The organism is Bradyrhizobium sp. F1.13.3 (assembly GCF_040548265.1).
Classification (GTDB): Bacteria; Pseudomonadota; Alphaproteobacteria; order Rhizobiales; family Xanthobacteraceae; genus Bradyrhizobium.
In genome coordinates this window covers 151,137-172,798 of sequence record NZ_JBEPRI010000010.1, presented here as the reverse complement: position 1 = coordinate 172,798, position 21,662 = coordinate 151,137, and the positions used below count along the sequence as shown (strand labels likewise).

Here is a 21,662-nt window from a genome sequence, read left to right as displayed (position 1 = left end):
AAGTAAAACGTAACAAGCGAAGGCCAATAGTTCGTGACAAAAGACCCGCAGCCAAAGCGCAAGCCGGAAAATTGCGCCTTCGTCATCTTTGGCGTGACCGGAGATCTCACCCATCGGCTGGTGATGCCCTCGCTCTACAATCTGGCGGCCGAGAAAATGCTGCCGGAGAAATTCTGCGTCGTCGGCGTGGCCCGCAAGGGCCAGTCGGATGACGAATTGCGCGACAGCCTGATGAAAGGCCTGCGCGAGTTCGCGACCCGCCCCGTAGACGACGTCGTCGCCCGGCAGCTCCTGCAATGCGTCACCTTCGTCGAGGCCGACGCCAAGGACCCGCCGTCGTTCGACCGCCTGCGCGCGCATCTCGATCAGCTGGAATGTTCGGAAGGTACCGGCGGCAACCGGCTGTTCTACCTCGCGACCCCGCCGGCTGCGTTCGCGCCGACCGCGCGTGAGCTCGGCCGCACCGGCATGATGAAGGAGAACGGCGCGTGGCGGCGGCTGGTGATCGAAAAGCCGTTCGGCACCGACCTCGCCTCCGCGCAAGCGCTGAACGGCGAACTGCTGAAGATCATGGACGAGCACCAGATCTACCGGATCGATCACTATCTCGGCAAGGAGACGGTGCAGAACATCCTGGTGCTGCGCTTCGCCAACGGCATGTTCGAGCCGATCTGGAATCGCAACCATATCGACCACATCCAGATCACGGTGGAGGAGAAGCTCGGCGTCGGCCATCGCGGCGGCTTTTACGACGCCACCGGAGCGCTGCGCGACATGGTGCCGAACCATCTGTTCCAGCTAATGTCGCTGGTCGCGATGGAGCCGCCGGCGCGTTTCGACGCCCATTCCGTGCGCTCCGAGAAGGCCGAAATTCTGACCTCGATTCAGCGTCCGAGCGAAGAGGAGGCGCTGAAGAGCTCGGTGCGCGCACAATATCTCTCGGGGCGCATCGGCGACGACGAGATCCCGGACTATCGCAAGACCGAGGACGTCAAGCCCGGCAGCACCACCGAGACCTATGTCGCGCTGAAGCTGATGATCGACAATTGGCGCTGGGCCGGCGTACCGTTCTATTTGCGTACCGGCAAGGCACTCGGCCACAAGCGCACCGAGGTCGCGATCAAGTTCAAGCAGGCGCCGCTGTCGATGTTCTCAGGCACGGCTGTCGATCGCCTCTCGCAGAACTTCCTCACCATCGGCATCGCACCGACCGAGACCATCGAGCTCCAGTTCAACGCCAAGGTCCCGGGGCCGAGCGTCACCATCGACGGCGTCGAGATGAAGTTCCGCTACGGCGACTATTTCCGGGCCGATCCCTCGACCGGCTATGAGACGCTGATCTACGACTGCATGATCGGCGACAACATCCTGTTCCAGCGCGCCGACGGCATCGAAGCCGGATGGCAGGCGGTGCAGCCATTCCTGGACGCCTGGAAGAAGGCGGGCAGCAACGGCATCGAGACCTATCAAGCCGGCAGCGACGGCCCCGCCTGCGCCGATGAATTGCTCCGCCGCGACGGCCGAAGCTGGCGTAAGTTTTCGTGACGGCGGCCGAACAGCCGAAGCTGATCGTCGAGGCCGACGCCGAGGCTCTCGCGCGGGCCGCGGCCGAACGGGTGATGGCGCGAATCGCGGCCAATTCCGGGCGGATCGCGATCTGCCTGACCGGCGGCTCCAGCCCAAAGAGGCTCTATCAGCTGCTCGGCAGCGACGCCTGGCGCGAAAAGATCCCGTGGGAGCGCGTGCACTGGTTCATCGGTGATGAGCGCTTCGTGCCCGAAAGCGATCCCCTCAACAACATGGCGGTGGCGCGCGCGACCTTCCTCGATCGCAACGCGCCCTCCGGCCATGTTCACCCGATCCCGACCGCGGCCAACGACCCTGATCAGAGCGCCGAGGCCTATGCGCGCGAGCTGCAGTCTTTCTACGGCACTGCACGCCTGGATCCGGCACGGCCGCTGTTCGACATGGTTTTGATGGGCGCGGGCCCGGACGGCCACACGGCTTCGCTCTTCCCAGGCTACCCCGCGATCGGGGAGACGGAACGCTGGGTGGTCGGCGTGCCCAAGGCCAATGTTGCCCCCTTCGTGCCGCGGGTCTCGCTCACCCTGCCCGCGCTGGCGTCCTGCCGCGAAATGCTGTTCGAGATAGCGGGGCACGACAAGCAGCCGATCTTGACGCGCCTGCTCAATGGCGAGACTCTGCCGGCTGTACGCGCGCGCTCGAATGGCGAGACCGTCTGGCTGGTCGACCAAGCCGCGCTTCCGGAGGGAATTCGTGGCGGGCGTTGAAGCACCTTGTGCATTGATCGTGATGGGCGTGTCGGGCTCGGGCAAGAGTACGGTTGCAAAAGCGCTCGGCGAGCGCCTCGGCTGGCGCTTCGAGGACGGCGACAGCTTTCATCCCGCCAGCAATGTCGAGAAGATGCGGGCCGGCCATCCCCTCACCGACGAGGACCGCTGGCCCTGGCTCAATGCCATTGCCGACGAGATCGCGCGGGTCTGCGACAAGGGCGAGCACGTGATCATCGCCTGCTCGGCGCTGAAGCATACTTATCGGGACGTGCTCCTGCGCGGACGCGACGACGTCCGCTTCGTGTTCCTGAGGGGCACGAAGGAGCTGATCGCCGCCCGCCTCGCGCAACGCAAGGGGCACTTCATGCCGCCCGGCCTGCTGACGAGCCAGTTCAACACGCTGGAGCCGCCGGAGGCTGGCGAGCACGTGATCACCGTCTCGATCGACGAATCCGTGGAAGCGATCGTGGACGGCGCGGTGCGGCAGTTGAAACTGGGCGGCGCGAAACGCTGAGGCCAAACACCCAAGGGACCGCCATGACAAAAATCTCACTCGTCGTCTCGGACGTCGACGGTACGCTGCTGACCAAGGACAAGACGCTGACCGACCGCGCGAGGTCCGCGGTGCAGCGTTTGCACCAGGCCGGCATCGGCTTCACGATTACGTCGAGCCGCCCCGCGATCGGCATGCGCTTCCTGATCGAGCCGCTGGCGCTCTGGCTGCCGGTCGGCCCGTTCAACGGCTCCTCGATCGTCGACCCCGAGATGAATCCGGTCGAACAGCATCTCATCCCGGCCGGCGCGGCCGAGCGAAGCTTGCAAATTCTCCGGGACTTCGGCGCCGACATCTGGCTGTTCACCACGGACCAATGGCTGATCGACAAGCCTGATGGCCAATACGTCGCTCACGAGCAGCACACGATCCGCTCCGATCCCACCATCGTGACGGACTTCTCGCCCTACCTTGCGAGCGCCTGCAAGATCGTCGGCGCCAGCGCCGATGCAGCTGGCCTCGAAGCTTGCGAGAAGGCGATGCAGCAGGCGCTCGGCAGCGAGGCGACCGCCGTGCGTTCGCAAACCTATTATCTCGACATCACCCCGCCCGGCTTCGACAAGGGCACATTCGTGCAAGCCATGGCCAAGCGCCTCGGCATTTCAACGGACGCAGTCGCCACCATCGGCGACATGCAGAACGACCTCGCAATGTTCCGCGTCAGCGGCACCTCGATCGCGATGGGCAATGCGGCCGACAACGTCAAGGACCAGGCGACCCACGTCACCGCGTCCAACGAGCAGGACGGTTTTGCCGAGGCGATGGAGATGATCTTGAAGCGGAACGGAGTCGCCTAGGTCACTACTTCGACCGCTGCATTGCAGGCTTCTGGCTGCCCTGCCTTGCCGCCGACAGATTATGCGCGGTGTTGACCAGCGCGATATGGGTCAGCGCCTGCGGGAAATTTCCGGTCTGACGCCTGGCGCCTGAATCATATTCCTCGGCCAGCAGCCCGACATCGTTCGCGATACCGACCATGCGGTCGAACAGGATCTGCGCCTTGTCGAGATCGCCCGACAGCACATGGGCATCGGCCAGCCACAGGCTGCAGGCGAGGAAGGCGCCCTCGATCGGCTGCTTCTCCTCGGACATTTCGCGCGGATCGTGCCGCAGCACGAAGCCGTCAGGCATCATGTGCTTTTCCATCGCCGCGATGGTGCCGCGAATGCGCGGATCCGACGCTTCCAGGAAGCCGACGGACGGCAGCAGCAGCACGCTGGCATCGAGCAGCTTCGAGCCGTAGGACTCCACGAAGGCATTCTCCTCCGCGTCGAAGCCCTGGTTGCAGACGTCGCGATGAATGGCGTCGCGCAAGGTGCGCCAGTGCAGCAGCGGCGCCTTGAAGCCGAAGGTCTCGGCGCTCTTGATGCCGCGGTCGAAGGCGACCCAGGCCATCACCTTGGAGAAGACATAGTGCTTCGGCTGTCCGCGCCGCTCCCAGATGCCATGATCGGGCTGGTCCCAGACTTCGGCGAGATGCTTGAGCACGGCGCATTCCAGCGCCCAGCTCTCGTCGTCGAGCTTGAGCTTGGCCATCCGCGACTGGTGGAAGGCGTCGATCAGTTCGCCGTAGACGTCGAGCTGGAGCTGCGCATGCGCGGCATTGCCGACGCGCACCGGCTGCGCGCCCTCGTAGCCGTCGAGCCAGGTCGCCTCCCATTCCAGCAGCCGCCGCTGGCCCCAGATGCCGTACATGATCTGCATGTTCGACGGCGAGCCTGCCGCCGCGCGCAACAGCCAATTGTGCCAGGCCGAGGCTTCCTCGGTGTAACCCGAGTTCATCAGCGCCAGCAGCGTGAAGGTGGCATCGCGCAGCCAGCAGAAGCGGTAGTCCCAATTCCTGGCGCCGCCGAGCTTCTCCGGCAACGAGGTGGTCGGCGCCGCGACGATGCCGCCGGTCGGACCGAAGGTCAGCGCCTTGAGTGTGATCAGCGAGCGCACGATCAGGTCGCGATAGTCGCCATCGCGATTACAGTGGCTGCACCAGTCCTGCCAGAATTTTTCCGTCTCCTGGAGCGCGAGCTCCGGGTCGATCGGCGGGGGCGGCTCGAGATGCGAGGGGCCGTAGGTCAGCACGAACGGTACGGTCTCGCCGGCCTTGACCTCGAAATCGGAAACCGTGGTCAGATCCTCACCGCGGGTCTTCGCCGGCGTCCGCAGCACGGTCATGTCCTGGCCGGCGACCGCCAGCAGGGAATGGTCGATCCGCCGCACCCACGGGATGTCGACGCCGAAGCCGAAGCGGATGACGAGCTCCATCCGCATCTTCACCGTGCCGCTGACGCCGCGGACCAGCCGCACGATGTCGGAGGCCTTGCCGCGCGGCGGCATGAAGTCGATCAGCGCAACCGTGCCGCTGTCAGTCTCAAAGCGCGTTTCGAGGATGAGGGTGTCGCCGAGATAGCGGCGGGACGTCGCGGTCAGGTCCTCGCCCGGCGCGATCAGCCAGCGGCCGTTCTTGTGCGTGCCGAGGAGCGCGGCAAAGCAGGCGTCGGAATCGAAGGCCGGCCAGCACAGCCAGTCGATCGAGCCGTTGCGGCCGACCAGCGCCGCGGTCTCGCAGTCGCCGATCAGCGCATAGTCCTCGATTTTCTGAGACAATGTCGTGCGAGCCTCGAAAACGGCGTCCTGGACGACCCGGCGATCAACGCCCGCCGGGCAACGAGCGTTCGCGTGTGGCGGCCTTCAAGGCCGCGAGATCGACCTTCGAGGCGATCTTGTCGAGCGTCACTGGCAGGCGCTGGCGCCAGTTCGGATGCTCGTCGATCGTGCCGGGAATGTTCGGCTGGTCGATCACGCCGAGCAGATCCTCCAGCGACACCGCAAGCAGCCGCGAGGGCGTGCGCGACAGGAAGGCGAGCACCGAATAGACATCATTGGCACGGATGCCGTTGGCACGCAGGATCTCGTCGAGCAGGCCGAGCGCATCCCAGCGGGCCTGATCGTTCTCGCCGGGATCGAGCCCGAGCGAGCGCTTCATCTTGAGATCGCTGAAGGAGCGCCAGCCGGCATAGGTCGACAAATCATGGGTGTTCAGCGTCACCAGCGCGTTGGGCCGGTAGTGATCGACGGGCCGGAAGTGACCGGCATCGTCGCGCTCGAACATCATGACAAGGTAGGACCAGATGCCGAAATCCTGCATGGTCTCGCGAAATCCTTCCGGCACCGTGCCGAGGTCCTCGCCGATCACGATGCACTTATGGGCCGCGCTCTCGCGCGCCACGGTCGCCAGCAGCGCCTCGAACGGCATCTGCACATAGGCGCCGTTGTCGGGCTTGAAGCCGCGCGGCACCAGATAAAGCCGCTTCAGGCCCAGCACGTGATCGAGACGGATCGCCCCGGAATGGCGCATCGAAGCCGCGAGCATATCGGCGAACGGCACGAAGGATTGCGCCTCCAGGCCGCCGGCATTGAAGCCGGCGAGGCCCCAATCCTGGCCGACGGTGTTGAGCACGTCCGGCGGCGCGCCGACGGCGAGATGACGGGAGATCGCCCCCTGCTCGTTCCAGGCATCGAAGCCGTTCGACTGCACGCCGACGGCAACGTCGAGATAAAGCCCGACCCGCATGCCGAGCTGGCCGGCCAGCTCCTTGGCCGCATGCAACTGGCTATCGGCCGTCCATTGCACGAATTCGACGAACTCGACCTCGTGCTTGTCGGGCCCGCTGCGCAGCTCGGCGCATTTCGCCTCGTCCGGCTGCTGCCATTCCATCGGCCATTCCCACCACGGCGCCGCGAAGCGATGACGGAGCACCTCGAAGCAGGCAAAACGGGACAACAGCGGGGCGCGAGCCGCGCGGAAGGCGTCGAACTGGTTGCGGCGGACGCCGCTCGCGGTTTTCACGAAGCTGTCGAAGGCGGCACGCAAGGCCAACCATTTCAAGGCCGCCATGTCCGGATACGGCACACGATCGCCTTTACGGAGCCGCGCGGCGGTCGCGGCCGCGTCGGGGACGAGGTCGGGAGAAAATTCCGGGATCGCCTCGACGTCGATATAGAGCGGATTGAGAAACAGCCGGCTGTTCGGCGAATAGGGGCTGCAGTCCGCCGGATGGTCGTCGAACAACACATGTAGGGGATTGAGCCCGACGCCGTCGGCCCCCAACTGCTTGGCGAGCCGGACGAGACCTGCGAGGTCGGTGAAATCGCCGATGCCCCAATTGCGGTCCGAGCGGACGCTGTAGAGCTGCACGGCAAGCAGCCAGCCGCGGTCGAAATCGCCGCCAAAGGCCCGCTCCGGCGCCACGATCATCGGCACTTCTTCGGTCACGCCTTCGGCATCGGTCAGCGTCAGGCGGTGATAGCCGAGCGGCAGGCCGGCGGGCCAGGCAATCACGGGCTCGCGCGTCTCGCCTTGCGCGATCAAATTGCCGTTGCCGCTGATCTTCCATTTGAGCGGCGGCGTACCGATCGTCACCAATTCGGTGCGCGGATGTCCCAAGGCGCGCACCACCACGGGCCCGCCGACGAAGCGGTAAACCCGCTTCTCCGGCAGGGCGTCGAGGATGGATTTGAGGGCCACGGGATCGGTGACCCGCAGCTTTCCGAGGGCATCGACGAATTCGGATTGAACGCCCTTGATCCGGGCTTGAGCTAAAAGATCCATTCGGCACGCAGCTTGCAGGCCATTTTTTGGCCGGGGGCATCGATTTTAACGAGGTCGCGGAAGAGGTTAGTCAGGGTTAACTCGCGAGCCGCGCCTGCCGTTCCCAACGGAACCAATGACACACAAGCGGCTTTCTATAGTGGTATCAAGCGTAGGTTCCCGGCAAGGGAAACGGGCTCCTGCTTTCTTGTCAATGGCATCACCGTGAACAAGACAATTCAAACTGTCGAGAGTGCCGCAGCGGGCAGCACTTTCCTCATCGAAGACGTCTATCCCCTGATCGACGGCGGGCGCTTCCCGGTGAAGCGGATTGCGCGCGAACCGGTCGAGGTCTGGGCCGACATCTACCGCGACGGCGACGCCGTGATCGGCGCAGCGCTGATCTGGCGACAGGAGCAGGACCGCGAATGGCAGAGCGAGCCGATGATCCCTCACGGCAATGACCGCTGGTCCGGCGCGTTCACACCCGTCGAGCCCGGCAAATATGTCTATGCGATCGAAGCCTGGACCGACGAGTTCGCGACGTGGTCGCACGGGGTCGCGCGCAAGCAGCGCTCCGGCGCCGACGTCACGCTCGATGCGATCGAGGGCGCCGGCCTTCTGACCAAGGCGCATGGCGCGCAGCAGGACGCCGCCGCTCTCATCGTCAGGCAATGCGAGGACTATCTTCAAACCGGCGACGTTGCCCCCCTGCTGGCAACCGAGCTCGGCGAAGCCATGGCCGAGAGCCAGTCGCGGCCTGATCTCTCGCGCTCGGCGCTATTCCCGCTGTTCGTCGACCGCGACAAGGCGCGCTTCGGCGCCTGGTATCAGATGATGCCGCGCAGCCAGAGCGTGGTGCCGGGACAGCATGGCACGCTCCGCGACTGCATCGCGCGCGTGCCCGACATCGCCGCGATGGGCTTTGACGTGCTCTACTTCACGCCGATCCACCCCATTGGCCGCACCCGGCGCAAGGGCCGCAACAACATGCCGGTGGCGGGCGACGGCGATCCCGGCTCGCCTTATGCGATCGGCGCCATCGAGGGCGGGCACGATGCGCTGCACCCCGAACTCGGCACGATCGAGGATTTTCGCGCGCTGGTCGCGACCTGCCTGGAATACGGCCTCGAGCTCGCGCTCGACTTCGCCGTGCAATGCTCGCCGGACCACCCGTGGCTGACGCAACATCCGGAATGGTTCAAATGGCGCCCGGATCGCTCGGTGCGGACGGCTGACGGGCCCTATTCGGATATCGTCATCCCCGATTTCACGTCCGTCGACCGGGCTGGACTGTGGAACGCGTTTCGCGACGCCATGCTGTTCTGGATCGACCACGGCGTCACCATCTTCGCCATCGACAATCACGACACCGCGCCGCTCGCCTTCTGGGAGTGGCTGATCCGTGACATCCGCCGCCGGCATCCCGAGGTGATCCTGTTCTCCAAGACGTTCGCGCGCCCGAAGTTGATGAAGGGGCTCGCCAAGCTCGGTTTTGCACAATCCTTGAGCTATTTCCCCTGGCGCACGGCAAAGTGGGAGGTGGAGCAATATCTCGGCGAGCTGACGCGCTATCCCGAACGTGACTTCTATCGGCCGAACCTGTTCGTGAACACGCCCGATCTTTTGCCCTATCATCTCCAGGGCGGCGAGACATGGGCGTTCAAATCCCGCCTCGCGCTGGCGGCGACCTTGTCCGGCAGTTACGGCGTCTACAGCGGATTCGAGTTGCTGGAGCACGACGCGGTCCCCGGCCGCGAGGAATATCTCGACTCGGAGAAATACCAGATCAAGCAGCGCGACTGGAACAAGCCCGGCAACATCAAGGCCTACATCACGGAGCTCAATCGCATCCGCAATGAGAATGCTGCGCTTCAGCAGACGGCGAACCTGCGCTTCCTCGGCATCGAAGACGGCGAGACGATCGCCTTCGTCAAGGAAGCGACCGACCCAGCCAACATCGTCGTGGCCGTGGTTGCGCTCTCGCGCGACGTTCGCGAATTCTGGTTGCCGCTCGGCGACGTCACGGTTGACGCCGGCGGGAAGCGACACCATGTGTCGGCACTCGAAAACCTCCTCACCGGCGAACAGGCCCGCATCGAATGGGGCGGGATCAGGTTGCGTATCGATCCCGAGCGCGATCCGGCGCTGCTGTTCCGCTGCCTGGCGTAAGGGCGCACGCCATGAACGTATTGTCTTCCGTCGACACCAAGAAAGCCGAGGCTGCCGAGATCGTGGATGAGCTCTGGTACAAGGACGCCATTATCTATCAGCTCCACGTCAAGGCGTTTGCCGATAGCAATCAGGACGGTATCGGCGACTTCGCCGGGCTGACCGAGAAGCTGCCTTATCTCCAGGAGCTCGGCGTCACCGCGCTGTGGCTGCTGCCGTTCTATCCTTCGCCCGGCCGCGACGACGGCTACGACATCGCCGACTACGGCGCGGTCAATCCCGATTTCGGGACAATGAAGGATTTCAAGCGCTTCATCCAGGAGGCGCAGAAGCGCGGCTTGCGCGTCATCACCGAGCTCGTCGTCAACCACACCTCGGACCAGCACAATTGGTTCAAGCGCGCGCGCCGCAGCCCTCCGGGCTCGAGCGCCCGCAACTGGTATGTCTGGAGCGACACCGACCAGAAATACCAGGGCACGCGCATCATCTTCACCGACACCGAGAAGTCGAACTGGACCTGGGACCACGAGGCCGGCGCGTTCTACTGGCACCGCTTCTTCTCGCACCAGCCGGATCTCAATTTCGACAATCCCCGCGTCGTCAGCGCCCTGATCCAGGTGATGAAGCGCTGGCTCGACGCCGGCGTCGACGGCTTCCGTCTGGACGCCATTCCCTATCTCTGCGAGCGCGAAGGCACCTCGAACGAGAACCTCCCGGAGACGCATGCCATCATCAAGCGGCTGCGCCACGAGCTGGATTCCTACTCCAAGGGCAAGCTGCTGCTGGCCGAGGCCAATCAATGGCCGGAGGACGTGCAGGAATATTTCGGCCGCGGCGACGAGTGCCACATGGCCTATCACTTCCCGCTGATGCCGCGCATTTACATGGCGATCGCCCAGGAGGACCGCTTTCCGATCACCGACATCCTGCGCCAGACGCCGGACATTCCGGCGAGCTGCCAATGGGCGCTGTTCCTGCGCAACCATGACGAGCTGACGCTGGAGATGGTGACCGACGTCGAGCGCGACTATCTGTGGACCACCTACGCCAACGATCCGCGCGCCCGCATCAATGTCGGCATCCGCCGGCGCCTTGCGCCGCTGATGGACAACGACCGGCGCAAGATCGAGCTGATGAACTCGCTGCTGCTGTCCTTCCCGGGAACGCCGATCATCTATTATGGCGATGAGATCGGGATGGGCGACAACATCTATCTCGGCGATCGCAACGGCGTGCGCACGCCGATGCAGTGGAGCCCGGACCGCAATGGCGGCTTCTCGCGCTGCGACCCTGCCCGCCTCTATGCGCCGCTGATCATGGATCCCGTCTACGGCTATGAATCAGTGAACGTGGAGGCGCAGTCGCGCAGCCTGTCCTCGCTGCTCAGCGCCACCAAGCGCCTGATCTCGGTGCGCAAATCGACGCTCGCCTTCGGCCGCGGCACCATGACCTTCATCCGTCCGGCCAACCGCGCCGTGCTGGCCTATGTCCGGCAGTACCGCGACGAGGTGATCCTCTGCGTCGCCAATCTGTCGCGCGCAGCCCAGGCGACCGAGCTCGATCTGTCGCCCTGGAAGGACCGCATCCCGCAGGAGATGCTCGGCCGCACGCGTTTTCCGGCGATCGGCGAACTGCCCTACATGGTCACGCTGGGGCCCTATGGCTTCTACTGGTTCCAGCTCGCCGAGCGCGACAAGTCCGAGCCGGTGACACCGCGCGCTGTGCCGGAATTCGAGACGCTGGTGGTGCCGGTGAACTCGACCTGGGTGTCGCTGGCGCGCGAGCGCGGCGTGTTCGAGCATGAGGTGCTGCCGGGCTTCCTGTCGCGCACACGCTGGTATCCGGAGCACAATCCCAAGCACATCAAACCGACGCTGACCTCGGCGGTGCCGTTCTGCGACATCGGCGACAACAGGCCCTGGATCGCGTTCTTCGAGGCGGCGCAGGGCGACGTCACCACGCGCTACGTGCTGCCGATGCAGATCGAATGGGTTCGCTTCGACCGCGAACGCTTCAATCCCAGGGCGCTCGCCGCCGTACGCCAGGGTGCCCGCGAAGGCACGCTGCTGGATGTGGCAACCGAGCAGATCTTCATTGGCCTGTTCCTGCGCAATCTGTCGCAGAACCTGGTGGTGGAGGAAAACAATCTGCGGCTGGAGTTCAAGGCGACCAGCCGGTTTGCCGAGTACACCATCAAGGAGCCCGAACGCATCCGCGCGATCGAACAGTCGAACAGCACCGCGCTGGTCGACAACCAGTATGTCGCCAAGATCTATCGCCAGCTCGAAGCCGGTATCCATCCCGAGATCGAGATCGGCTCCTATCTCACCGAAATCGCCCGCTTTGCCAATACGCCGGCACTGCTCGGCAGCGTCGAGCTGGTCGAAGACGACCGCCGCAGCGCGGTCGGCGTGCTGCACGCCTATGTCGAGAACCAGGGCGACGGCTGGGGCGTCACCGCGGGCTATCTCGACCGCTATATCGACGAGCAGCGGGTGCTGCCTCCGGGCGAGATGCCCCGCGAGACCCAGGAGCAAGCGCCCTATCTGCACTTCATTACGCAGATCGGCCGGCGGCTCGCCGAGCTGCATGTGGCTCTGGCCGCCGCAAAGCCCGGCGATCTCGCGCCGGAGCCGATTGGCTCCGCACAAATCAAGCGCTGGTCATCCGAGCTCAAGGCACGGGCCGAGCGCGTCTTCGAGCGGCTGGCCGCCAGCACCGACGGCCTGCGGGAGGCGGATCGACCGCTGATCAATCAGCTCGTCGCGGAGCGCGCGTCCCTGTCCGGCCGGCTCAATGCGCTATTACCTTCCGAGATCGGCGGGTTGAACATCCGTCATCATGGCGATTTCCGCCTCGGGCAAACTCTGATCGTGAAGGACGATATCTTCATCATCGACTTCGACGGAGATCCGCGTTTGCCGCAGGCCGACAAGCGGCGCAAGCTGCCTGCGGCGCGCGACGTTGCCGGCCTGATCCGCTCGATTGATCTTTCGGTTAACGCGGCGCTCCATCGCGCGCTCACGGGCGCCTCCGACGAACAGGGCCGGCTTACGGCTGCGCTCGACGAATGGCGCGAGCGCACCACCGCGACGTTCCTCACCGCCTACCGCGACGCCATGACCGATCGGCGGCTGTGGCCGGAAGATCCGCAATCCGCGGCAGGCCTGTTAAGCTTTTTCCTGCTTGATCATGCGTTTAAGGAAGTAGAGTACGAGCTGTCCAACCGGCCTGAGGGGCTCCATGCGCCGCTGTCCGGACTGCTTCGCATTCTGTCCAGTATCGAGAGCGAAGCCCATGCCTAAACTCCCTGCCGAGGCCTATGCGATCATCGAGGGTCGCCACTCCGATCCCTTCCACTATCTCGGGCTGCATCCCGAGGGCGACAAGAGCGTGGTGCGCGCGTTTCTTCCCGATGCTTCCAACGTCGAAGCGGTGGGCGAGCACGGCGAGGTGGCGAAGCTCGATCGCGTCCATGATTCCGGCCTGTTCATCGGCGCTCTGCCGAACGGCGCGAAGCACTATCAGCTCCGCGCGAAGTTCGGCGACAACGTCATCGAATTCGAGGACACTTATCGCTTTCCGCCGATCCTGACCGATTTCGACCTCTATCTGCTCGGCGAAGGCACCCACCAACGCCTTTACGACAAGCTCGGCGCACATCCGATGCGGCTCGAAGGCATCGATGGCATCGGCTTCGTGGTGCTGGCGCCTAACGCCCGGCGTGTCTCCGTGGTCGGCGACTTCAACTTCTGGGACGGGCGGCGCCATCCGATGCGGGTGCGCGGCGCGGGCTATTGGGAATTGTTCATCCCGCACGCCAAGGCCGGCGACCACTACAAGTTCGAAATCATCGGACCGCATGGCCATCTGCTTCCGCTGAAGTCCGATCCGATGGCCTTCGCGAGCGAGGTGCGGCCGAAGACCGCTTCCATCGTGTTCGACGAAGCGCATCTGCCGCGGCCGCGACCGGCGCCCGACGGCATCAACGCGCTGTCCGCGCCGATGTCGATCTACGAGGTGCATCTCGGCTCGTGGCGGCGCAAGAACGGCGATGAATGGCTGACCTATCGCGAGCTGGCAGAGCAGCTGCCGGCCTACGCCCGTGACATGGGCTTCACCCATCTCGAATTCCTCCCCGTCAGCGAGCATCCCTTCGATGGCTCGTGGGGCTATCAGCCGACCGGCCTGTATGCGCCGACCAGCCGCTTCGGCACGCCGGAGGATTTTGCCGCGCTGGTCGATGCCTGCCACCGCGAGGGCGTCGGCGTGCTGCTCGACTGGGTGCCCGGCCACTTCCCGGACGATCCGCACGGGCTCGGCAGTTTCGACGGCACAGCGCTGTACGAGCACGCTAATCCGCTCCAGGGCCGTCACCTCGATTGGGGCACGCTGATCTACAATTATGGCCGCACCGAAGTGACGAACTTCCTGGTGTCGAACGCGCTGTTCTGGCTTGAGCGCTACGCGATCGACGGACTGCGCGTCGACGCCGTCGCCTCCATGCTCTACCTCGACTACAGCCGTCCGCCCGGCGCGTGGATTCCGAACCAGCATGGCGGCCGGGAGAATATCGAGGCGATCGCGTTCCTGCGCCGCTTCAACACCGAGCTGTTCGCGCGTTTCCCGCAGGCGACCACGGCCGCCGAAGAGTCCACCGCCTGGCCGCAGGTCTCGCGTCCGGTCGAATTCGGCGGGCTCGGCTTCGGCTACAAGTGGAACATGGGCTGGATGCACGACACGCTGAACTACATCAGCAAGGACCCGATCCACCGCAAGCATCATCACGGCGACATCCTGTTCGGCCTGCACTACGCCTTTTCGGAAAACTTCGTCCTGCCGCTGTCGCATGACGAGGTCGTGCACGGCAAGCGCTCGATCCTGGGGCGCATGCCCGGCGACGAATGGCAGCGTTTCGCGAATTTGCGCGCCTATTACAGCTTCATGTTCGGCCATCCCGGCAAGAAGCTGCTGTTCATGGGCGCCGAGATCGCGCAAAGCCGCGAATGGAATCACGACCAGTCGCTCGACTGGCACTTGCTCGAGTACAAGCCCCATTCAGGCATCCAGGCGCTGATCCGCGATCTCAACCGGCTCTATCGCGCGGTGCCCGCCCTGCACCAGATGGACTGCGAGCCGGCCGGCTTCGAATGGCTGATCACCGACGACGCCGACCGCAACGTGTTCGCCTGGCTGCGCAAGGGATTTGACGAGCAGGCCCGGTGCATGGTGATCGTCAACTTCTCACCCAACGTCTATCGAAACTACCGCGTTCGCGCGCCCTTCGGCGGCAAGTGGAAGGAAGTGTTCAACTCGGACTCCGCCCATTACGGCGGCAGCAATGTCGGCAACATCGGCGAAGTCCACGCCGTCAATGGCGAGCTACGGCTCACCATTCCGCCGCTCGCCGCGATCTTCCTCGTTCCGGAAAGCTGAACGATGCGCCTGACTGCTGGATCGCCCGCACGCCTCGGCGCAAGCTGGGACGGACGCGGCACCAATTTCGCGCTGTTCTCCGCCAACGCGCAGAAGGTCGAGCTGTGCCTGTTCGACATGCAGGGCCGCCGCGAACTCGAGCGCGTCGAGCTGCCGGAGCGCACCGAAGATGTCTGGCACGGCTATCTCAACGACGTCTCACCGGGCCAGCTCTACGGCTACCGCGTGCATGGCCCCTACGAGCCCGAGCAGGGCCACCGCTTCAACGCCAACAAGCTGCTGCTCGACCCCTATGCCAAGCGGCTTTCCGGGCGGTTGGTCTGGAGTGACGCGCATTTCGCCTATCGCACCGGAAGTCCGCGCGAGGATCTGTCGTTCGACCGGCGCGACAACGCGCGCGGCATGCCCAAGGCCGTCGTCGTCGACGAGACTTTCAACTGGGGCCGCCGCGAGATCCGGCCCAACATTCCCTGGGAAGACACCATCATCTACGAGGCTCACGTCAAGGGACTGACACAGAAGCGCGACGACGTGCCGCCGAATTTGCGCGGCACCTATGGCGGCCTGTCCTCGCCCGCGATGATCGAGCACCTGAGGAAGCTCGGCGTCACCACGGTGGAGCTTCTGCCGGTGCACAGCTTCGTCGATGACCGCATCCTGGTGGAGAAGAAGCTCGCCAATTACTGGGGCTACAACACTTTGTCCTTCTTCGCGCCCGAGCAGCGCTACGCCCAGGACAACGCCCTCGATTCCTTCCGGACCACGGTCGCACGCCTGCACGATGCCGGCATCGAGGTGATGCTCGACGTCGTCTACAACCACACCGCCGAGGGCAATCACCTCGGCCCGACGCTGTGCTACCGCGGCATCGACAACGCCTCCTATTACTGGCTGAACCGCGAGAACCCGCGCTATTACGACGACTTCACCGGCTGCGGCTCGTCGGTGAACCTCACCCACCCGCGCGTGCTGCAGATGGTGATGGATTCCCTGCGCTACTGGGTCGAGGTCTGCCACGTCGACGGCTTCCGTTTCGACCTCGCCACCACGCTGGCGCGCGGGCCGAACGGTTATGATCGCGGCAGTTCGTTCCTGACCGCGATCCGCCAGGACCCTGTGCTGGCAAGCGTCAAGCTCGTCGCCGAACCCTGGGACCTCGGGCTCGGCGGCTACCAGGTCGGCGCATTTCCCTCGCAATGGTCGGAATGGAACGACCGTTACCGCAGCGCCATGCGCCGCTATTGGAGCGGCGAAGGCAGCCTGATCGGCGACATCTCCAGCCGCATGACGGCGTCCTCAGACCTGTTCAACCACGATGGACGGCGGCCGCGCGCCAGCGTCAACCACATCACCGTGCATGACGGTTTCACTCTCGCCGACCTCTTCAGCTACAACGAGAAGCACAACGAGGCCAATGGCGAGGACAATCGCGACGGCTCCAACGACAACCACAGCAACAATTGCGGTGTCGAGGGCCCGACCGACGATCCCCAAATCGTCAGCTTGCGCCGACAGCTTCGCAAGAACGTGCTGGCCTGCCTCATGCTGGCGCAGGGCATCCCGCTGATCCTCGCCGGTGACGAGGTCGGGAATTCGCAATCGGGCAACAACAACGCCTATTGCCAGGACAACGAGGTTGGCTGGGTCGGCTGGGACAATCTCGGCAAGGACGGCGACGACATGGTCGATTTCGTCGCCGAACTCGCCGAGATCCGCCGCCGATTCTCGCAGCTTCGCAGCCATCGCTGGCTCGACGGCCGCCCCAAGGACGGCATCTCCTATGGCGCGCTGTGGCTGACGCCGGCGGGTGACGAAATGACGGAAAGCGACTGGAAATTCCCGGAAGGGCGGTTTCTCTCCTATGTGATGGGGCCGATGGAACCGGGCAGCGCGGCGATCTTTATCGTACTCAACGCAGCCCCCGAAGAGATCGCATTCAAATTGCCAAAATTGACCGAATACAAGAGCTGGCAGCAAATCCTGAACACGACCGACGCCAAGCTGAACACGGTCGACTTCCTGCCCGGGAGCGACAGCAAGGCGCCGCCGCGCTCCGTGCTCGCTTTCGCGGGGGCGCTATGAGGCCATCCTTCGGGGCGAGGCCGACGAAGGACGGCGTGTCGTTCCGGCTGTGGGCGCCTGCCGCGCGCCGCGTCGATCTCCTGCTCGACCGACGACACGCGATGCAGCGCCGGCAGGATGGATGGTATGTCGCCGACATTGCCGACCTGCCCGTCGGCAGCAACTACAAATTCAGGATCGACGACGAGATCGACGTGCCCGATCCGGCGTCTGCATTCCAGCCCGACGACGTGTTCGGCCCGAGCGAGGTGATCGATCATGACGCCTTCGCCTGGCGCGCATCCGATTGGCGCGGCCGTCCCTGGGAAGAGACGGTGCTGATCGAGACGCATGTCGGCACCTTCACTGCGGAAGGCACCTATCGCGCCATGATCGACAAGCTCGATCATCTCGTCGCGACCGGCATCACCGCGGTCGAGCTGATGCCGCTGGCCGACTTCGCCGGTCGCCGCGGCTGGGGTTATGATGGCGTGCTGTGGTACGCGCCCGACAGCGCCTATGGTCGTCCCGATGATTTGAAGACGCTGATCGACGAAGCCCATCTGCGCGGGCTGATGGTGTTCCTCGACGTCGTCTACAATCATTTCGGGCCCGAGGGAAATTACCTCGGCCGTTACGCGCCGGCCTTCTTCACCGACGCGCACACGCCATGGGGCAGTGCGATCGATTATCGCGTGCCGCAGGTTCGCGCTTTTGCCGTCGAGAACGCGCTGTCGTGGCTCAGCGACTATCGCTTCGACGGCCTGAGGCTCGATGCCGCCAATCACATCATGGCGATCCCCGGCGAGCAATCGATGCTGCAAGACCTCAGCGTCGCCGCGGGCGAGCTTGCCAAGGCGACGGGGCGGCATATCCATCTCGTGCTGGAGAACGGCGACAACCGCGCGAGCCTGCTCGACGCCGCGCAGGAGCCCCCGAACGGTAAATATCGCGGCCAGTGGAACGACGACTACCACCACGTCTGGCACGTGATGCTGACGGGCGAGCTGGCCGGCTATTATGCGGACTATCAAACGCCGCGGCTCGATCTCGCACGTGCGCTCGCCTCCGGCTTCGTCTATCAGGGCGAGATCTCTGAATTCTGGGGCAAGAAGCCGCGCGGCGAGAAGAGTGACGCGCTGCCGCCGGCAACCTTCGTCAACTTCCTGCAAAATCACGACCAGATCGGCAACCGGCCGCTCGGCGACCGGCTCGAAAGCCTGGCATCGCCCAAGCAGATCGAAGCCGCACTCGCGGTGACCCTACTCGCGCCGATGGTACCGATGCTGTTCCAGGGCGAGGAGTGGGGCTCCACCGCGCCCTTCCCGTTCTTCTGCGACTTCCAGGGCGGACTGGCTGATGCCGTGCGCAAGGGGCGCAAGCACGAATACGCCTGGGCCTATGAGACGTACGGCGACGAGGTGCCCGACCCGCTCGATCCGGCAACGCTGCAATCGGCCGTGCTCGACTGGACCGGTCACACGCCGGAGCAGGGTGCACGTCTCGCGCTGGTGCGCGAGCTGCTCGCACTCCGCCACAAGGAGATCGCGCCACGACTGAAAGGCGCGCGGTTCGGCGATGGCGCCGTGGCCGATAACGGCCTGCTCACCGCACATTGGCACATGGGAGATGGCACGACGCTGCGCCTCGTGGCCAATCTCTCCGACAAGGACATTGCGTATTCCGACGACGGCGTGGGGACCCTGATCTGGGGCGGCGCGACCAGCGACCGGCTTGCGCCCTGGTCGGTGGTCTGGCGCCTCGGAGGGTGACATGCCTTCAGCCGTTCCTCTCGCAACCTACCGGCTTCAGCTCACCGCGGAGTTTGACTTCGACAAGGCCGCCGCGGTGGTGCCTTATCTGAAGGCGCTGGGCATCACGCATCTCTACACCTCGCCGGTGATGAAGGCCCGCAAGGGCTCGACCCACGGCTATGACACCGTCGATCACAGCCAATTCAATCCGGAGCTCGGCGGCGAGGCCGCCTTCGCGCGGTTGAGCGAGGCGCTAACGCAGAACGAGCTCGGCCTCATCATCGATTTCGTACCGAACCATGTCGGCGTGCACTTTGCCGACAATCCCTGGTGGCTGGACGTGCTGGAATGGGGCCAAGCCTCGCCGCACGCCGTTTCCTTCGATATCGACTGGGATCAACTGGCTTTCCGCGCCCGCGGCGGCGTGCTGCTGCCAATCCTCGGAGCGTCCTATGGCGAAGCGCTCGAGAGCGGCGATATCGAGCTGCGCTACGATCCCGACGAAGGTAGTTTTTCCGCCTGGTATTTCGAGCATCGATTGCCGATCGCGCCGGAGCGCTATGGCGAGATGCTGCGGATGATCGTGAAGGAAGCCGACGCCGCCGAGACCGAGGCCGGCAAGCGCCTGCTGTCGCTCGCGGCCCGCTACACGGGACTGCGCCGTCCCAACCGCAAGGAAGCGCCCGGCTTCAAGGCGGAGCTTAGGGAGATCGCAGGCAGTGCCGATATCATCGCGCGCGGCCTCGGCGCCTATCGCGCCGCCAAGGACCGCCCCGCGCAGACGCTGGCGCTGCATCATTTGCTGGAGCGCCAGCACTACAAGCTCGGCCACTGGCGGCTTGCCTCCAGCGACATCAACTATCGCCGCTTCTTCGACGTCAACGGGCTCGCCGGCATGCGCGTCGAGGATCCCGGCACGTTCGCCGCCACGCACCGGCTGGTGAAGCAACTCATTGCCGATGGCAAACTGCAAGGCATCCGGCTCGACCATATCGACGGCCTGCGCGATCCCGCGCAATATTGTCAGCGGCTGCGCCGGCTGGTGCGCGACGCGCAGGGCACCACAAAGCCGTTCTATACGGTGATCGAGAAAATCCTGTGCGAGCACGAGCGCCTGCCGCATTTCGCCGGCGTCCAGGGCACCACCGGCTATGAGTGGATGAATGCCATCACTCACGTTCTGGTCGACGCCAAGGGGCTGGAGGCCCTGGACGAGACCTGGCGGCAGATCAGCAACCGGTCGCCACGGCTCGCGCCTTACGTCAAGGACGCCAAACGGCGCGTGCTGGAGACGTTGCTGACCAGCGAATTCACGGTTCTGACGCGCCTGCTTGCGCGCATCGCCAACGGGCACTATTCGACCCGCGACTTTTCAGCCGACAGCCTGCGGCAGGCGCTCGAACTCTACGTGCTGCATTTCCCGGTGTACCGGACCTACCTGACGACAAGCGCGCCAACGGCGAACGATCGCAAGCTGATCGACGACACCATCGATGCCGCTCGCCGGCAATGGTTCGCCGCGGACGAAGGCATTTTCGACTTCCTGCGCGACGCGCTCACCATGGATTTGCTCAAGCCCGGCCGTCCCCCGCACAGCGCCCCGCGCGTGCGTCGGTTTGCGCTGAAGGTGCAGCAATTCACCGGGCCGATGATGGCGAAGTCGCTGGAGGACACCGCCTTCTATCAATTCCACCGGCTGCTCGCCCTGAACGAAGTCGGCGGCGATCCCGCGAGCAAGGGCCTCACCATTCCCGCTTTCCACGAGATCATGCAGACCCGCGCCAGGGAATGGCCGCAGGGGATGACGGCGACCGCCACGCACGACACCAAACGCGGCGAGGACGCCCGCGCGCGGATCGCTGCCTTAAGTGAAATTCCCGGCGAATGGACCAGTGCCGTGTCACGCTGGAAAGTCCTGAACGCACCGCACCTCGCGCTCGACGGCAATCTGCGCGCTCCTTCGGCCACGTTCGAATACATGCTCTACCAGACCCTGCTCGGCGCCTGGTCCCTCCGGGTGCCGGCCGATGCCGGTTTTGTCGAGCGTATCCAGGCCTATGCGCTCAAGGCCGCGCGCGAGGGCAAGGAGGAGACCAGCTGGCTCAACCCGCACGAGGCCTATGAGAACGGCGTCAAGAGCTTCATCGCGAAGATCCTCGATCCCGCGCTGTCAGGCGAATTCCTGGAGGCGCTGCAAACCCTGGCACGCCGCGTCGCGCTGCTCGGCGCGCTGAATGCGCTAAGCCAGCTCACGCTCAAGGCGACACTCCCGGGCGTGCCCGATTTCTATCAGGGCACCGAATTCTGGGACCTGTCGCTGGTCGATCCCGACAACCGCCGCCCGGTGGATTTTTCCGCGCGACAGGCGGCGCTGGGCACGCTGGACAATCCGGATTGGAATCATCTGATCAAGAGCTGGCCGGACGGCCAGCTCAAGCTGGCCTGGACGCGGCACCTGCTCAAGCTGCGCAATGAGCTGCCCGACGTTTTCGCGCGAGGCGACTACCAGCCGCTTCCGGTGCGGGGCGCACATGCTGACCATGTCGTGGCCTTTGCCCGCCGCCACGGCCGCACTGCTGCGATCGTCGCGGTCGGGCGCCACTTCGCTCCTTTCACGCAAGCAGGACGCGAATGGCCGGCGTTTGAGGGATTCGACGCCACCATCGACGTCACAGGCTACAACGTGCCGGGCTTCGCCGGCAACGATCTGCCGCTCGCGCAGGCGCTTCGCGGTTTTCCCGCTTCGGTCATCCCGGCGCGCCCCGCGGATGCGGCGAAGCCAGTCCGACAGCGCAGCCGCGCTTGAA

12 protein-coding genes are annotated in these 21,662 nt (G+C 64.7%); 10 read left to right on the top strand and 2 right to left on the bottom strand.

Annotated elements, in window-relative coordinates:
- Positions 1 to 33 precede the first annotated feature (33 nt).
- Genes zwf through ABIB66_RS25880 form a run of 4 tightly spaced genes read left to right on the top strand, consistent with a single transcriptional unit; the run spans position 34 to position 3,644 of the window.
- Entirely contained in the window at positions 34 to 1,545 is a 1,512-nt protein-coding gene (gene zwf, locus ABIB66_RS25895) for a glucose-6-phosphate dehydrogenase (protein ID WP_354205080.1), read from the top strand.
- Positions 1,542 to 2,291: a 6-phosphogluconolactonase gene (gene pgl, locus ABIB66_RS25890; RefSeq protein WP_354205078.1), complete on the top strand. Its 750-nt coding sequence runs from the start codon at positions 1,542 to 1,544 to the stop codon at positions 2,289 to 2,291. The genes zwf and pgl overlap by 4 nt, the downstream gene beginning before the upstream one ends.
- Positions 2,278 to 2,808 (top strand): gluconokinase, encoded by a 531-nt coding sequence (locus ABIB66_RS25885; RefSeq protein ID WP_106945853.1) that lies wholly within the window; start codon positions 2,278 to 2,280, stop codon positions 2,806 to 2,808. The genes pgl and ABIB66_RS25885 overlap by 14 nt, the downstream gene beginning before the upstream one ends.
- 23 nt (positions 2,809 to 2,831) lie before the next feature.
- On the top strand, positions 2,832 to 3,644 hold the full coding sequence (locus tag ABIB66_RS25880) for an HAD family hydrolase (RefSeq protein ID WP_354256073.1): 813 nt from the start codon (positions 2,832 to 2,834) through the stop codon (positions 3,642 to 3,644).
- A 4-nt stretch (positions 3,645 to 3,648) separates the two neighbouring features.
- Here the strand turns inward: ABIB66_RS25880 and ABIB66_RS25875 are convergent, their stop codons facing one another.
- Together ABIB66_RS25875 and malQ are read right to left on the bottom strand one after the other, a co-directional pair.
- On the bottom strand, positions 3,649 to 5,448 hold the full coding sequence (locus ABIB66_RS25875) for a glycoside hydrolase family 15 protein (RefSeq protein WP_354205074.1): 1,800 nt from the start codon (positions 5,446 to 5,448) through the stop codon (positions 3,649 to 3,651).
- Between the two features lie 43 nt (positions 5,449 to 5,491).
- On the bottom strand, positions 5,492 to 7,453 hold the full coding sequence (gene malQ, locus ABIB66_RS25870; protein ID WP_354205072.1) for a 4-alpha-glucanotransferase: 1,962 nt from the start codon (positions 7,451 to 7,453) through the stop codon (positions 5,492 to 5,494).
- Between the two features lie 204 nt (positions 7,454 to 7,657).
- Between malQ and ABIB66_RS25865 the strand changes: the two genes are divergently transcribed.
- The 6 genes from ABIB66_RS25865 to treY are packed head-to-tail and all read left to right on the top strand — an operon-like array spanning position 7,658 to position 21,661.
- Positions 7,658 to 9,604, top strand: a complete 1,947-nt coding sequence (locus ABIB66_RS25865) for a maltotransferase domain-containing protein (RefSeq protein ID WP_354256070.1) — start codon at positions 7,658 to 7,660, stop codon at positions 9,602 to 9,604.
- Positions 9,605 to 9,615: 11 nt separating this feature from the next.
- The gene (gene treS / locus ABIB66_RS25860) at positions 9,616 to 12,909 is read left to right on the top strand and encodes a maltose alpha-D-glucosyltransferase (RefSeq protein WP_354256067.1); all 3,294 of its coding nucleotides are present in this window, start codon (positions 9,616 to 9,618) and stop codon (positions 12,907 to 12,909) included.
- Positions 12,902 to 15,040: a 1,4-alpha-glucan branching protein GlgB gene (gene glgB, locus ABIB66_RS25855; RefSeq protein ID WP_354205066.1), complete on the top strand. Its 2,139-nt coding sequence runs from the start codon at positions 12,902 to 12,904 to the stop codon at positions 15,038 to 15,040. Before treS ends, glgB begins: the two co-directional genes overlap by 8 nt.
- Positions 15,041 to 15,043: 3 nt before the next feature.
- A complete protein-coding gene (gene glgX / locus ABIB66_RS25850) occupies positions 15,044 to 17,122 on the top strand; it encodes a glycogen debranching protein GlgX (protein ID WP_354205064.1) in 2,079 nt (692 codons plus the stop codon).
- On the top strand, positions 17,119 to 18,873 hold the full coding sequence (gene treZ, locus ABIB66_RS25845; protein WP_354205062.1) for a malto-oligosyltrehalose trehalohydrolase: 1,755 nt from the start codon (positions 17,119 to 17,121) through the stop codon (positions 18,871 to 18,873). The genes glgX and treZ overlap by 4 nt, the downstream gene beginning before the upstream one ends.
- Position 18,874: 1 nt before the next feature.
- The gene (gene treY, locus ABIB66_RS25840) at positions 18,875 to 21,661 is read left to right on the top strand and encodes a malto-oligosyltrehalose synthase (RefSeq protein ID WP_354205060.1); all 2,787 of its coding nucleotides are present in this window, start codon (positions 18,875 to 18,877) and stop codon (positions 21,659 to 21,661) included.
- Position 21,662 lies beyond the last annotated feature (1 nt).

What these genes read in the sequence shown, in the direction of transcription:
- ABIB66_RS25880 (WP_354256073.1), top strand. Translation starts at nt 2,832, where the DNA reads ATGACAAAAATCTCACTCGTCGTCTCGGACGTCGACGGTACGCTGCTG.
- malQ (WP_354205072.1), bottom strand. Translation starts at nt 7,453, where the DNA reads ATGGATCTTTTAGCTCAAGCCCGGATCAAGGGCGTTCAATCCGAATTC.
- treS (WP_354256067.1), top strand. Translation starts at nt 9,616, where the DNA reads ATGAACGTATTGTCTTCCGTCGACACCAAGAAAGCCGAGGCTGCCGAG.
- glgB (WP_354205066.1), top strand. Translation starts at nt 12,902, where the DNA reads ATGCCTAAACTCCCTGCCGAGGCCTATGCGATCATCGAGGGTCGCCAC.
- glgX (WP_354205064.1), top strand. Translation starts at nt 15,044, where the DNA reads ATGCGCCTGACTGCTGGATCGCCCGCACGCCTCGGCGCAAGCTGGGAC.
- treZ (WP_354205062.1), top strand. Translation starts at nt 17,119, where the DNA reads ATGAGGCCATCCTTCGGGGCGAGGCCGACGAAGGACGGCGTGTCGTTC.
- treY (WP_354205060.1), top strand. Translation starts at nt 18,875, where the DNA reads ATGCCTTCAGCCGTTCCTCTCGCAACCTACCGGCTTCAGCTCACCGCG.